The organism is Duganella levis (genome assembly GCF_009857605.1).
Lineage (GTDB): Bacteria > Pseudomonadota > Gammaproteobacteria > Burkholderiales > Burkholderiaceae_D > Rugamonas > Rugamonas levis.
On record NZ_WWCT01000050.1, the window covers coordinates 1 to 12,347 of the forward strand.

Below are 12,347 nucleotides of genomic sequence, written 5' to 3' on the forward strand. Positions count from 1 at the left end.
GTGTTTGCCGGGTCTGGCCGCACCGACGCCGTGCGCCCAGACCCGGCAAACAGGCGCCTGGCGGCACAGCGGGCCGCGCTGGCGCGCCAGTTCATGCTCGACAGCGGCGTCGCGCCGTCGAAAATCCGCAGCAGCTACCAGGCCGCCGGCGACCGCATCGCCGACAACGGCACGCAGGCCGGCCGCGCCCGCAACCGCCGGATCGAGATCGCGCTGGACGGCCTGGCCACGCCGCCGCTGGCCACCGCAGTCCAGGACAGGAGCACGCCATGAACCAGATCGAAGCCGCCCCGCCGGCGGGGACGACAACAGGCAAATCCGCACACCGCACCAGGCGGCAGGCCCAGCAACCCCAGCTACCCGGCTTCGAAACGCTGCAACCGCCGGACAGCTCACGGGAGGACGCGGCCAACCAGACGCCATCGGGTACAGGACCTGCGCAGCACGCCACGCCCGCCGAAACAGCCTTTCTCGGACGCCTGAACGCAATCGCCAGGCAGGTCGGCATCTTCGACGCCGGCAACGGCGCATCGCCGGCGGCGACGACCAGACAAAACACCGTACCGGCTCCCAGCGTCACGGCCCAGCCGACACCGGCGGTCGCCGCGCCGACCGCCAACCCTGATCCCCCGCCAGCAGCCGACATTCCGCTCTCGTTGCGCAACCGCTACCTGATCGACACCGACGGCAAGTACTACTTCCGCGACCGCGACCACGCCCTCGCCTTCGAAGACCTGGGCACGAAACTGCGCACGCTGCACGAGGACGCCGATACCGCAACCTCCATGGTCGAGCTGGCGCAGGCCAAGGGATGGACCAGGCTCAAGCTGCGCGGCACGGATGCCTTCAAGCGCGCAGCCTGGCTGGCGGCGGCCGAACGCGGCATCGCCACGACCGGACACCGCCCCACTGCGCTGGACAAAACGCGCCTGGCCGAACGGCTCGCGGCCCGCGAGCGCGAAGCCGCCCAGCGCGCGAACGCCATCGAGCCACAGCCGGCGCAGCCTGGCGAACCAGCCGCGTCGGCGGAAGCGTCACAAAAAACGAAAGCGAAGACCAAGACAAGAGCGACAACGATAGCGAAAACAAAAACGAAACAGCATGCCGCCGCAACCGAACCGTCCGCCACGGCGCCACCACAGCGCAAGGAAAACAAAGCACGCCCAGCGCCGGAACAGGACACCACCCACCCGCGTCATCAGCGCGCCGTCGAAGAACTCAAGAAGTTCCTGCGCCAGCGCGGCGATAGCGAGGCGGCGGTCGCCATGACCGCCGCGCTGGCGGCCGAGGAACTGGCCAGGCACCGCACGCATTACGGGCGCGTACTCGAGCACGGACCGGCGCGCTACCAGCACAACGCCGACAACGATTTGAGCTACTTCGTCACCCTGCAGACGCCGGGTGGCCGGCAAACCATCTGGGGCGTCGACCTGCAACGCGCCATGGCGGGCAGCGGCGCCGATGTCGGCGACGGCATCGTGCTGTCGCAGCGCGGCAGCCGCAGCGTCACCGTCAACGGACCGGAAGTAGATAGCCAGGGCAAGGCCACCGGCAAGCGTGTGGCCATCGATGCCAACCGCCACGAGTGGGATATCATCTCGCTCGACAACGCCAAGGATTTCCTGAAAGCCGAGCCCGGTGTCCGTAAAGACACCGGCAAAGCCCCCCTCAGGCAGGCCGGCCAGGCTCACCATAGAAAACAGGAGCACGGCCAGACGCCCGCGCTCCACAAAGAACGCTGATAAGGCAAACTGCGATGAACACGACCGACAGGCGTACCGATCTCGCCACCACCGCGCTCATCACCGAAGCGCTGAAGTTCCAGCGGGCGTTCGGCAAGGAAGCCGCGCTCGCATTCCTGTCCATGCAGGGGGTGGATAAGACGCTTGCGGAGCGCGCCTTATCGGGCAACTACGACAAGCGTCAACACGTCGACCTGTGACGACATCGCCGTCACCGGACCGGAACAGAACAAACAGCGCGAGGCGACCGACAAACGCACGCCCTCGGGGCGATCACCACCATAGGGGAAAATTGCACTCGGCAAGGAGGTAGGGCACTGAAGCGCTCCACAAATGACCGGCAACGACGGCCCAAGACAAATGGGCGGAACGACTCCTCACCTGATGTGTCGATATGAAGCTACGAAGGAACGTTGAGCGTCGGCCACAGAGCTGCAAACAACTAGGAGGCGATCATAGAGTATTCGTAAAAGCCCTTACATCGCACCTCATACATCATTAGTCGTTCAGGTGCCCAGCCGCCTTCGTGCGGGAGCACGCACTCGTATCCATCATGGACGCGGCACCGAGCAGAGCGCGGCAGAATCCGCGCGGCTTCCATATAACACATAAAATCCGAGCAACACGTCGGAGATCTTCGAACTCCGACCGTCAGCTAACGCCCCTAAGCCGTCGGTCGCCAAGAGTCATTTTTTAATTCAGTGGTAGGGGTATTTCGACTTTTTCAAATTTGAACAAATTGTTCAGTTCGAGTGGGTCCACTTTTCTGCAAAAATCTGAGATGTCGCCAAGTTCGAGTTGAAGATGGTCGTCGCCTTCGGTCTTAGTGTTGACGACAAATCTGTACTCGTTCTGAAAACTAAACCTCTTACGCTTTGAAAACGGTATGCGGTCCACTTTGATTTCGCCATTAAACGTTTCGTCGTCGTAATACTCGACTAGGTTGCTCGCGAATCCTACACCACGGGTCCTCAATGCAATCTTCATTTTTTCTATAAACGTCGCAGCGTCAATAAGCACGCCGTGTCTGCCAAACTTTGCAACTTTCTCGCTGACGAATAACTGCTCGCGGACTCGGTCGGCGTCTTCATCGCTTATCAAAAATGTCTCACCTTGTATTGAGATTCCAAACGTGCGAATAGCGTACAGACAAAGCACATGGAGATTTTCGTGGTGCGAATACGAGGTGACCACGGGTCCCGCAAGATCGTCGGTTATATCAAGCTCGCCGACACCATGAATATTCAGCTTAATTCGCACTTTGTCGGGCTGCCACCAATGCGAAGCGGCTTCATGTTCATCTGGCCGCGCATCGTCAGCGTATTCCTTCTCCTCGATTTTCTTAAAGTGCCGCAGCCGGTTTAGGCGTAACTCACCACGCATGAACGCATCGGCCCATCGTTCATCATCGAAAATTTTTAGCAAGTACCAGACCGTCGCTTCCATTATTTCTCCATTAGCTCAGCTCCAGCAGGAAGCCATCATCGATGTCATCGGCCCAAGTGTTCATTGAGTTACACACTTCCCGCCACTTGTCACGCAGGTCCGGAATGAGCGCGCTCGATATCCAAGGTGCGTCTAGATTAGCGAGTACATCATACTGAGGTGTCGGTACCACGCTGCCAAACGCCGCATCGTAGAAGACTGACGCGGAAAGAAAATTCGTTACCCGCACTATTATTCTGAGCGCCTCTTCGACATCATCAAACGTTGTCACAGGCACAGGAGAGTCCGGGCTTATTCTCTCCGCATGTGCAATGCTGCGGTCGGCAAGGGTCCGCACTCGCTCAATCGCAGGCGCACGAAGCTGGTCCTTGAGTTTTGCAAATAGCTCCGCTGGGATTTTATCCATCCGCTTTTTTAAGCCGTGTGCTCCGGCTAATCTGTCGAACGCCTTGTGCAACAAGTGCGATGTGCCCCAGGCGTCTGGGCCACCGGCGGGCAACCAAGTTCCACTGTCGCCACGTTCATCAGACACTTCCAGCGTGGCGACATACGCTGAAAATGCGTTAGCGTGGTCGAACGGCACGCCGTCGTAGCAAACGTAGTTTTCCCGCGTTAGCAACTCCGGATGCTTTTCAAGATGCTCTAGCACGTTCCAAACAGAGTCAGTCTTTGCGTGATGGTCGACAAGACGACGCACGCCGAGCGTGACTATTGTGAAGTAGCCGGCAGATATCAAGTTCCACATCCCAGCGTTCACTTTTCGCTCAGGCTCAATGCGCCTTGCCTCATTCAGCGTCTTGAAGACGGCCGTGTGCCAGGCAAGGTTATGAATCTGGGTTGCTACGGAAGTTCTGCTATCGGCACGTATGTAATCGAGGCATTTACGTCGGAACGTGCGGTACGCAGTAAGTCGGCCACGGTTTCGCTGCGAGACGTCGCACTGCTCAACTGTGTACTCGTAGTCTGCAACCGCCATATTATTCACCCTTTAGTTCTATACTGGTAAGGTAGGATTTAGCGGCACATGTGTGCCAAGCGAGGTACGATTTTAGATGAATAAGGCCCGCAGGGTTTGCGGCTTTATGCTTAACTTCTGCCATTTAAAACGTAAAGTTTTCCTTATCTTCACAGCGGCCGGTTATGGCAGTTTACTGTCTAATCCGGTTCAAAAATAAAGACCGTTCGCTGAGTTACATCCCTACAAAAGTACAGTTTTTTTCCTTGAAATCGGCAGTTGCCCATATGCGGTAGTCCTGTTGATGCTCTTTTATTTTGCGAGTTTGAGCACCTATTTCAGTAGTCGTCCGAGTCCATATGGCCTCATATATATTACCTACAGTGAAATCAACAGGCACATCCAACTTTTGGAAGGACCAAAAACGAAGCACCATCGGCAGTACCAAGTCGACCTGGTTCATCTCTTCTTTAGAAATTGCTCCCGCTCTATATGCAGCAACGAAAACCCTTGCTTTTGCAATCCCGTGCGCAACTAACCGAGCCTCTTCTTGATTCTTTCGAGCGTGAGCAGCTAGTGTGGCACATTCAAAACTAGATACTAGGGCCTCACTGAGGCGAACATATGCACTGTCATCGGCCATGGCTTGTACTGCCACGAGTGACGAAAACAAAGCACAAACGAGCTTTCTAAATAATTTCACCATTGTTCTTCCGTTTAACCACTGCGTTCACGTCAGTCAGCTTCTAGCCGGTTACGGAAATCACTCATTGAGCGGGATAGATAGAACTAACAGCCCATCCTCGCTCCGGACTGTCGTCTAGGTACTCATCAAAATCTGGGGCATCAAGGCTGAAGTTAACCACGTAGAAGTCCTCAACTCTGCACCTAAAATCCTCATGTTCTGTTCTCCATGCACACTCAACAATCTCCTGAGTTTTTTCCAACGGCCACATAATATCAATCCCGACCTGTGGCACAAAAGGTAGCACTTCCTCTCGACTTAATACTGCAAAGCGCGCCTTCGCGTCATCATGATCGGAATCAAATATATATTTCACGAAGGTGACTTTAAACATATTTCCTCTGATTTTTTCATTATTTCGAGTATCTGTTTTTGGCCGATTGCGGCCGATGGGCCAGCATAGCATTATTGCCTAGATGGAAAATTCTCAGATTCTAACGCTGCAGAAAAGCACTAGTGATGAGGTCAGCGCATAGTGAAGCTCCAACACAAGGAGGTCCTTCATGAAAACAAACACTTTCGCTTCCGAGCGCAGTGCGCCATGGAACAAGGGCAAACTAGTGAGTCAGAAGGCGCCGCTCCGCATCAGTGAGATCTGGGCTATTCGGGTCAGGCTTGAAATCTACGGTCGCCGGCGCGATCTGGCACTTTTCAACCTCGCGATAGACAGCAAGCTGCGTGGTTGTGACTTGGTACAACTACGCGTTCTCGATGTCGTCCACGGCAATCACGTGGCCAGCAGGGCGACCGTGATGCAGCAAAAGACAAAACAGCCCGTTCAATTTGAACTGACTGCCGGCACCAGAAAAAGCCTGCTTGAATGGATTGATGCGGCCCGACTGCCACACACCGATTTTCTATTCCCGAGCCGAATCGGTGAATCCCCACATATCTCAACCAGGCAATATGCACGGATAGCACATCAGTGGTTTGATGAAATCGGCTCGGATCCGACGGCGTACAGCACACATACACTGCGACGAACCAAGCCCACGCTCATTTATCGCCGCACGAAGAACTTGCGCGCCGTCCAACTGCTACTCGGGCATACACGACTTGAGAGCACTGTTCGATATCTCGGTATCGAGGTAGATGATGCGCTTGAAATGGCTGAACAAACTGATGCCTGATATAGCCACGTGGACGCGCACCGGAGGCTATCATCGAATCAGGTATTGGTTTTTATCTTTGCCCTCAAGCCATTTAGGCGCGCGTCCACGGCCGGTCCAGGTATCGCCAGTTGCCTCATCCCTGTATTTGATTTCGACTGGTTTGCGAGGCGCTTTAGGTGCCTGCTTGGGACCTCCACCGATGTCATCTACAGTCAACCCGTATTCGTTCATGATCGCCTGGATCTTTGCCTTCGCTTCTGAAACCTCTGTACGCCGCGCTGCTTCAGCTTTGGACTGAAGTTCTGCGATTTGTTTTTGATAGTCTTGGTAGGTAGACACTGACGACCCCTTTAGTAATTTGCGGTGAGCTAATTGTACAAGGCCCAAATTCTCTCAGGCGAACTATTGTGATAATGAGTGTATTTTTGGCACATGCAAGATGCTATCCTGAGACCCGGCAGCTTTCGGCCAAGAGCAGCCATAGACTCACCTCTATTACTTAGGGAAATTTTTATGACTCCACGTCAAAGAAGATGTTATTGTTTTATTACTGGTTTGGTTTTTGTTTGCTGTCTGCCCGCACTCTGGTACAGCAATCAGCCGATTCTTACCCTCGTATTCGGCGGACTAGCGTTAGTTCTTTTTATGAAAAGTAAATCTATAAGTGTGCCGAACTGAAAATATTTTCGCTGTTAAGTTGTGTTTCCCATGACCTTTTTTTCTGGGCAATGCTTTTCTTAAAAGCGTCAGTGTTCGGCCACGAATGGACCTTCGTCTTTTGCAAATAATAAATTATAAAGATATGCTGTTATTTCGAAGTTTCTCATTAAGGCTGCTTGTCGCAGCCCTCTTGCTTATAGCGCAATCCGCTTTCGCTTCTGATTCGTCAGACAAAACCGGGGATGCAGTCATGCGCGCGCTCGCTGACCAGACCGCTAGTCAACTGGCCAGAAACGAACTTGATGCCGTTTACATATCAATCTCGCCAAAACTCAAATCGGCCTACTCACGTGATGAGTTGTTAAATCCCGCATTTGCTATGCAATCTACTTTCGGGCATATCAAATCGTATGATTTCGAGGCCATCAACTATGGAAAGCGCGGCGTGGGAAACGAATGGATCAGGATCGTAAAATACTGGTATCACGCTGAGACTGATGAATACCCTGACAAAACCTATCTTGCGGTCGAAGTCACCCAAGAACTTGGAGAGTATTATGTCGCGGGGTACTCAATGGAGCGGGTTCTATTGGGTGGCAAACTTCCCTTTCTAAAACACTAGATGAAAATTTGAGGGGAATAAAATTGGATAATTTGGTGGCGGCAGCTTTCGGCCAGCAGCGGACATTCATGGCTGCCAAGCTGGAGTAAAAAATATGATGAAAATTGATAATCCCACCGTCATTGCGACACATGATTTCATCTGGTATAAAAGTGATGGTACTACAGTTCCAATGCAAATTATGATTGGTGCGCCATACAGGCAAGATATGGACTGGGCATGTCCTTGCGCAATATTTGGCTTTGAGGGACGTTATGCTGACATCATGGGAATTAGCTCAATTCAAGCGCTGTCGTTGGCAATCAGTTTAGTCAAAAAGCGACTTAGATGGATGATTGAAACGGGCGAAGTGTTAGACCTTTCACAAGATGGAAAGCACATCGTTCCAGAATTTATTGAATCGCTCTTTGGAGGCCGCTGACGGCCAGCAGCGGACTATCAATTGCAACTAAAAATTAGGTATGGGATGAAATATAGCGTTAGGGCAATTTCTGTGGATTTAACTGTCGAACCACATACTTTCACAGCGCCGCGTGATGAGGTGATTGATACAGCAACGAATCTAATTTTCGAAGATTGTGCAACCATCCGAGATGTTGAAATCGCATACGAGGACTTCTGGAATTACCTCAACGGTGATGAAGAGGTTCACGACGCGACGTCAAAGGTGAAAGTGCTGTCGGTTACGCCGGTTGATGACTAACGGCTGACTCCGGCCAATAGCGGCCGGTAATGATGCACCTTATCAGAACAAAACTTACGAGATTTTGTGTGGATAAATTAAATCGATACGAGGCTGGGCTGTCACGTAGCACTCTCTGCCGTACCATACTCGGCGTGATTGCAGGCTGCATTATTGGCGCTTTTTTTGCAGGCCCAGTTCTGGGCTATTTCCGAAAATTTACCCCATGGCTAGGGGCAGCGGTGATTGTCGGAATAGTGGGAATAGTGATGGTAGCAATGCTCTTATTGCCCCTTATACTCAAACCACGCGCTAACAAAGACACATGAGTTCAATCGTTCGATGGGGACGGGCCAATAGCGCTACAACCAAACGTGGGACTCTGTGAGTTTTGTGGGTTGTCCCAATGTTATTCCGATTGCAGTTGACTGCAACCGGCCAATAGCGGACCTTTGACAAGGTATCGATGAATCATTGAAAAGTGAAAATGGAAGAGATTTGGAAAATAAGGAAGTTAGACCCCTGGTCAGAAATAATTGAGTCTGCCTTCCATTATATGGAGAAGATAAATGAATTTTGATGAGATAAAATTATCAAATATTCCGGAATATTGCCCACAGTGTAATCGAAAAACAATAGGTTCCATCCCATTTTGTAGATGTAACTTTGATCTCAGATATGGCAACCCACGTAGATCAAAAACGGGGATCTGTATTTATTGCCCCGATAAGGGAATAATACCTTTATCAGAAGAGCACATTTTCGGGAAGTGGCTGACTCGACGTTTCCCGAAAAGCCCTGCTATTAAAACATTCCATACGCTAAGTAGACCTGAGAGTTTGGTTTTTTGGAAAAAATCGATACTGCATGAACGGACATATGATAAGCGGGGACATCAATATTACTGGACTGTGTGGAACGTATGTCAAGAATGCAATACTGGATGGATGTCTGGTATTCACAAAGAAGCGCAGAAAATAGTAGTTAGATTCGCTGGAGGCGAATGGCCGGATTTGACGCACAAAGAGCAATTAATTTTGTCTCGCTGGGTCACGATGGTGGCCATTAATTTAGAATGCGTTAGTCGGCAGTTTTTTACAACTCAATTTCAAAGAGATTCACTAAAAAAAGGGGCTATGCCCGCCGGTTGGCGTGTGGCAGTCTGTAGAATGAAAGGAGATCGGCATGCTGGATTTAATTTTCTCCGTAAAAAAAGTTGCCCAATCCGCGTAGGGGAAGAATACTTAACGATACAAAGTTCGTTTTTTTGCGTAGAAGGCGTGACATTTCATGCGCTGAGTTCTTACGGCGATCAATTACTTTCACTTGGTTTACTTGAAGATCTTAACCCTCCTGTGTTTAGCGAAAGAAAGATCTGGCCAAAACTTGAATCAAGACGGATTGGTCGAAGAGTCTACTACACAGTAAATGATCTTAGAAGATTGCAAGATATATTCGCTCAAACATAATCGCCCATTTTTCAGGGGGGTATATCATGTGTTTTGTCTGCTTAGGGGCGAAACCGGCCCTGCGGCGCGTTCGACTTGCCGCCCAGATATCAGTATCGATAAAGAAATTGACTATCTGGCCAGCGATCATTTGATAATTTTCCGCGTCACCGGCCAAGGCACATCAAAGGTTTCTACACGGCATAGTACGTGGACGATTGCATACCCGATCATGAGCACGAACTCGGGCGGCGTGGGCTACAGCGCCAGCCCACACCCCAGTTCGTCGAGCAATGCGAAAACGCTCGCCTGATACGCCGCAATGGGCGCCGGCCCTGTTTCCACGGACAACAACGCAGGATCCAGCCGATCGCCGAACAACATGACAGCCATCGACTGGTTGTCGCGCACCGACATCCAGCAAAGACCCTGCACATCCGGTATGCCCTCCCAGACTGCCAGCGCGCGCGCCCGCGTCGCCGGATAACTCGACGCGGCAAAGGCGAACAGGCCGGCGTCATGCAGGCCGGCGGCGCGCAAGCCGGTGCTGGTCAGGTTGACGACGCGCAGTGGCGGCAGCCTGATGGCGCTCAGGTGCAGGTCGCTGGCACGATCGCGCTCCCAATCGTACAGAAAACCGGCCGACGGTTCCGGCACATCGCGCAGCAGGATCTCCGCCAGCGCGCCGCGCACCTGGCTGACCGCATACATCGTGGGAATGACATTGCCGGTGGCGGGATCGCGCAAGGGACTAAAGCGGGCGTTGCCCAGCCCGCTGTCGTTGAAAGTGGTCGGCCCGTACGCGCCGCTCACGGCATCGAACTGGTGTACGCGATACCAGCTCCCCGCAGCCAATTGAATGGTGCGGTAAGGCAGCGCCTTAGCCATGCAGCGGCCCTACGACATGCTCTCGCGCCGCGCGCACCACGGCGGCGGGATCGCTGTCCAGCAGCTCGCGCGGCCGGCGCCCGTCGAGCGCGGCGCTGGTCGACTCAAACCAGCTGGCCACCCGCAACGGGGGAGCGTCGCCAAACGCCTGCAGCACCTCGCGCACCGCCCCATACGGCGTACCCAGCGCGTCAAACGCATAGCGCGGATAGTGCTTGCGCCCGCCCTGCTCGATGGCGAACACCCTGCCTTCTCCAAGCAGGCGGTTGGCGCGCGCATGCGCGTTGCTGCGTTTATCGGCACCGGGCGCCAGCGCATCCACCTGGGCCGAGGTCAGCCACTCGGTGCCGTTCAACACCGCAGTCGCCGCACGCTGGCGCAAGCGCTCTTGCACCGGGTCGTGCAGCCGGATTGGCGTCTGTTCCAGAACGGAATCAAATGTACCATCAACGTCAGGGATGATCTGCTGCACCAGGGCGATGACATCGCGCAGCCTGCGGTCAAGTGTGGAAATCGAATCCAGCGTTTGTGCAAATAACGCCTGACTTTCGCCAACCGTCGGCACCGACTCCGACGCCGCCGTCTCTTCCCCACCAGCGTGCCGCCGGGCATCGTTTGACAGCCGCGCCGACGCCATCAGCCCGCCACTCCGCTGGCGGCGTGGCTTCACCTGGAACTGAATAGCTTGCTTCGTCATGCTTTTCTCCCGAGACCTGAGATTAGTGATCATTATAGCGCATCACGAATCTCATATTATTCCCGCACAAAGGCGCTCAATGCAACAATATCCAGCAATACGCCAGACCACGCGCCCTGGCATATATTCCCCTTTCCGCACGGAAGCAAAAAGGACTTGCGCAATCACTGCACCCATGGATTATACTGTACACCCATACAGTACTATTTGATAATCATCATGCTTTGCACCGCCCTCCAACGCCAGCCCATCCCCGACAGCGCCATGCCTCCCTCGGCATTGCCCGACGTGTGGCGCGCCAGCGAATTGGCGGTCTCGCGCGCCCCGGTGCAGCCCACCGGCCACGCGCCGCTCGATGCGCAGCTGCCCAACGGCGGCTGGCCGCGCTCGACCCTGGTTGAACTGCTGTTGCAGCAGTCCGGCATCGGCGAACTGCAGCTGCTCAAGCCGATGTTGCGCGCCCTGTCCAAGGACCAGCGCATCGCCCTGGTGCAGCCGCCCTACCTGCCGCACGCCAGAGCGCTGAGGACCTGGGGTATCGACACCAGCCGGCTGCTGTGGCTGCGCGCCGACCGTGCCGGCGACGCGCTGTGGGCGACCGAGCAGATCCTGCGCAACGGCAGCTGCGGCGCGGTGGTGCTGTGGCAGACCCATATCCGCTCCGAGTCGCTACGGCGCCTGCACCTGGCGGCGCAGAGCACCGACACCTGGTTCTGGCTGATGCGCCCGCTGTCCTGCGCCAGCGAAGCCTCGCCGGCGCCGCTCCGGTTGGGTCTGCGCCCGGCCGTTGGCGGCGTCGCCGTCGATGTGCTGAAACGGCGCGGCCCCGCCTGCGATGCGGCCCTGTACATCCCCTTACCCGATATGCCCGCCGGGCGCCACCCGCTGCACCATGAAAACGCCCCTGCTGTTCAGTTTGCACCTGCCGCTATTACCGCTCGAAACGCTGCGCCGGTGCTGGTCTGAGGCCGGCGCCTACGCGGTGATGGATGGCGGCCAGGTGCTGATCGCCTCGCCGCTGGCGGTCGCCGCCGGTGTGCGGGTCGGCATGCGCAGCGGCGGCGTCGCCACCATCGCGCCCGACACCGTGATGCTGGAACGCGATCCCGGCAAGGAAGCGGCGGCGCTGGAAGCGATCGCGCTGGCCCTGCTGCAGTTCACGCCGGAGGTCGCCTTCGACGCCGACTTCAGCCTGCTGCTCGACGTCGGCGCCAGCCTGCGCCTGTTCGGCGGCCCGCTGGCGCTGTGCCGGCAGGTACGCTCCAGCATGGCCCGCCTTGGCTTTACCACCGTGCTCGGCGCCGCCCCCACCGCGCACGGCGCCTGGCTGCTGGCGCACACCCCCGCACA

General features: G+C 55.1%; 17 protein-coding genes. 10 read left to right on the forward strand and 7 right to left on the reverse strand.

Features of this window, described 5'->3' with window-relative positions:
• From GTP69_RS29900 to GTP69_RS29910, 3 genes are all read left to right on the forward strand, one after another.
• The coding region (locus GTP69_RS29900) for an OmpA family protein (RefSeq protein WP_161058277.1) at positions 1-273 on the forward strand (273 nt) is incomplete at its 5' end.
• Positions 270-1,742: an LPD7 domain-containing protein gene (locus tag GTP69_RS29905; protein WP_161058278.1), complete on the forward strand. Its 1,473-nt coding sequence runs from the start codon at positions 270-272 to the stop codon at positions 1,740-1,742. The genes GTP69_RS29900 and GTP69_RS29905, both read left to right, overlap by 4 nt.
• A 14-nt stretch (positions 1,743-1,756) precedes the next feature.
• A complete protein-coding gene (locus GTP69_RS29910; RefSeq protein ID WP_161058279.1) occupies positions 1,757-1,942 on the forward strand; it encodes a hypothetical protein in 186 nt (61 codons plus the stop codon).
• A gap of 493 nt (positions 1,943-2,435) precedes the next feature.
• Here the strand turns inward: GTP69_RS29910 and GTP69_RS29915 are convergent, their stop codons facing one another.
• From GTP69_RS29915 to GTP69_RS29930, 4 genes are all read right to left on the reverse strand, one after another.
• Entirely contained in the window at positions 2,436-3,188 is a 753-nt protein-coding gene (locus GTP69_RS29915) for a hypothetical protein (protein ID WP_161058280.1), read from the reverse strand.
• Between the two features lie 10 nt (positions 3,189-3,198).
• A complete protein-coding gene (locus GTP69_RS29920; protein ID WP_161058281.1) occupies positions 3,199-4,164 on the reverse strand; it encodes a hypothetical protein in 966 nt (321 codons plus the stop codon).
• Between the two features lie 214 nt (positions 4,165-4,378).
• Positions 4,379-4,849, reverse strand: coding sequence for a hypothetical protein (locus GTP69_RS29925; RefSeq protein ID WP_161058282.1), 471 nt, complete (start codon positions 4,847-4,849; stop codon positions 4,379-4,381).
• 61 nt (positions 4,850-4,910) lie between these two features.
• Positions 4,911-5,222: a hypothetical protein gene (locus GTP69_RS29930; protein WP_161058283.1), complete on the reverse strand. Its 312-nt coding sequence runs from the start codon at positions 5,220-5,222 to the stop codon at positions 4,911-4,913.
• 169 nt (positions 5,223-5,391) lie between these two features.
• On the opposite strand from GTP69_RS29930, the gene GTP69_RS29935 reads away from it, so the two are divergent.
• The gene (locus tag GTP69_RS29935; protein WP_161058284.1) at positions 5,392-6,018 is read left to right on the forward strand and encodes a tyrosine-type recombinase/integrase; all 627 of its coding nucleotides are present in this window, start codon (positions 5,392-5,394) and stop codon (positions 6,016-6,018) included.
• A gap of 30 nt (positions 6,019-6,048) precedes the next feature.
• Here GTP69_RS29935 and GTP69_RS29940 read toward each other — a convergent pair whose 3' ends face one another.
• Positions 6,049-6,339: an H-NS histone family protein gene (locus GTP69_RS29940; RefSeq protein ID WP_161058285.1), complete on the reverse strand. Its 291-nt coding sequence runs from the start codon at positions 6,337-6,339 to the stop codon at positions 6,049-6,051.
• A 571-nt stretch (positions 6,340-6,910) separates the two neighbouring features.
• Here GTP69_RS29940 and GTP69_RS29945 point away from each other — a divergent pair.
• The 4 genes from GTP69_RS29945 to GTP69_RS29960 all read left to right on the forward strand — a co-directional run bounded on the left by GTP69_RS29945 (position 6,911) and on the right by GTP69_RS29960 (position 9,433).
• Complete coding sequence (locus GTP69_RS29945) at positions 6,911-7,282, forward strand: hypothetical protein (RefSeq protein WP_161058286.1); 372 nt, start codon at positions 6,911-6,913, stop codon at positions 7,280-7,282.
• 94 nt (positions 7,283-7,376) lie between these two features.
• The gene (locus GTP69_RS29950; RefSeq protein WP_161058287.1) at positions 7,377-7,703 is read left to right on the forward strand and encodes a DUF6968 family protein; all 327 of its coding nucleotides are present in this window, start codon (positions 7,377-7,379) and stop codon (positions 7,701-7,703) included.
• A 45-nt stretch (positions 7,704-7,748) separates the two neighbouring features.
• Entirely contained in the window at positions 7,749-7,985 is a 237-nt protein-coding gene (locus GTP69_RS29955) for a hypothetical protein (protein WP_161058288.1), read from the forward strand.
• Positions 7,986-8,533: 548 nt separating this feature from the next.
• A complete protein-coding gene (locus GTP69_RS29960) occupies positions 8,534-9,433 on the forward strand; it encodes a hypothetical protein (RefSeq protein ID WP_161058289.1) in 900 nt (299 codons plus the stop codon).
• 237 nt (positions 9,434-9,670) lie between these two features.
• On the opposite strand, the gene GTP69_RS29965 is transcribed toward GTP69_RS29960, so the two are convergent.
• Positions 9,671-10,300 (reverse strand): RES family NAD+ phosphorylase, encoded by a 630-nt coding sequence (locus GTP69_RS29965; protein ID WP_229261218.1) that lies wholly within the window; start codon positions 10,298-10,300, stop codon positions 9,671-9,673.
• Positions 10,293-10,997: an antitoxin Xre/MbcA/ParS toxin-binding domain-containing protein gene (locus GTP69_RS29970; RefSeq protein ID WP_161058291.1), complete on the reverse strand. Its 705-nt coding sequence runs from the start codon at positions 10,995-10,997 to the stop codon at positions 10,293-10,295. The genes GTP69_RS29965 and GTP69_RS29970 overlap by 8 nt, the downstream gene beginning before the upstream one ends.
• Positions 10,998-11,261: 264 nt before the next feature.
• On the opposite strand from GTP69_RS29970, the gene imuA reads away from it, so the two are divergent.
• Positions 11,262-11,963, forward strand: coding sequence for a translesion DNA synthesis-associated protein ImuA (imuA, locus tag GTP69_RS29975; protein WP_161058292.1), 702 nt, complete (start codon positions 11,262-11,264; stop codon positions 11,961-11,963).
• On the forward strand, positions 11,890-12,347 hold a 458-nt coding region (locus GTP69_RS29980), incomplete at its 3' end, for a Y-family DNA polymerase (protein WP_443093257.1). The genes imuA and GTP69_RS29980, both read left to right, overlap by 74 nt.